Source organism: Ewingella americana, assembly GCF_006438725.1.
Classification (GTDB): Bacteria; Pseudomonadota; Gammaproteobacteria; order Enterobacterales; family Enterobacteriaceae; genus Ewingella; species Ewingella americana_A.
In genome coordinates this window covers 1-624 of record NZ_RCZD01000036.1, presented here as the reverse complement: position 1 = coordinate 624, position 624 = coordinate 1, and the positions used below count along the sequence as shown (strand labels likewise).

Genomic DNA, 624 nt, shown 5'->3' with positions numbered 1-624 from the left:
CAGCACGAACGCGTTGATCTCGGGCCACCACGCATCGATCGCCTTGGCCAGGGTGAGCAGCTCGGGGATATTCAAGTCGAAGCACCAGGTCAGAAACCGGTGCAACCGGTGGCGAGTCAGGTGCGGGTCCCCACCGACCCGCACCGTCGAAGCAGCGTCCGCAGTTCTTCTTTCGCGATGTGTGCAGATGAGATCTGACCGATCGCATCTTCGTCGACGATCGCGTTCCACATCTTGACGAAGTTCTCGTCCGACAGGCGTTCCCGGCCGGTGAGCAATCGGCGACGGTTCGCCCACTCGGGGTCGACCTTGCCGCTGCGGCGGTCCTTGAGTTCCCAGGTGACCCGCCGGCGAACGTTGGTCAGCGCCAGGTTCGCGAGCTGTGCCAGATGGAAATGGTCGACCACCAGCGTGGCGTTCGGCAACAACCCCTCCGTGCGGACCGCGGCCGCGTAGACCGCAGCGGGGTCGATGGCCACGTACTCGATTGCTTCCCGGAACTCGGGTGTACGGGCGGTGAGCCAGGCGATCACCGCCGCGGTGGTGCGCCCCGCCTTCTGCCCGAGGAGTCCCTGAATTCCGGACAGGTCGACGAACGCGGTGTCCCACGGATCGACCCGCAAC

At 65.4% G+C, this 624-nt stretch carries 1 protein-coding gene; it reads right to left on the bottom strand.

The genetic code is table 11. The annotated features are described in order from the left end of the window. Window positions 1–116 precede the first annotated feature (116 nt). Window positions 117–624 (bottom strand): transposase (locus tag EAH77_RS25035; RefSeq protein WP_206664904.1); only part of this gene is annotated, 508 nt, incomplete at its 5' end.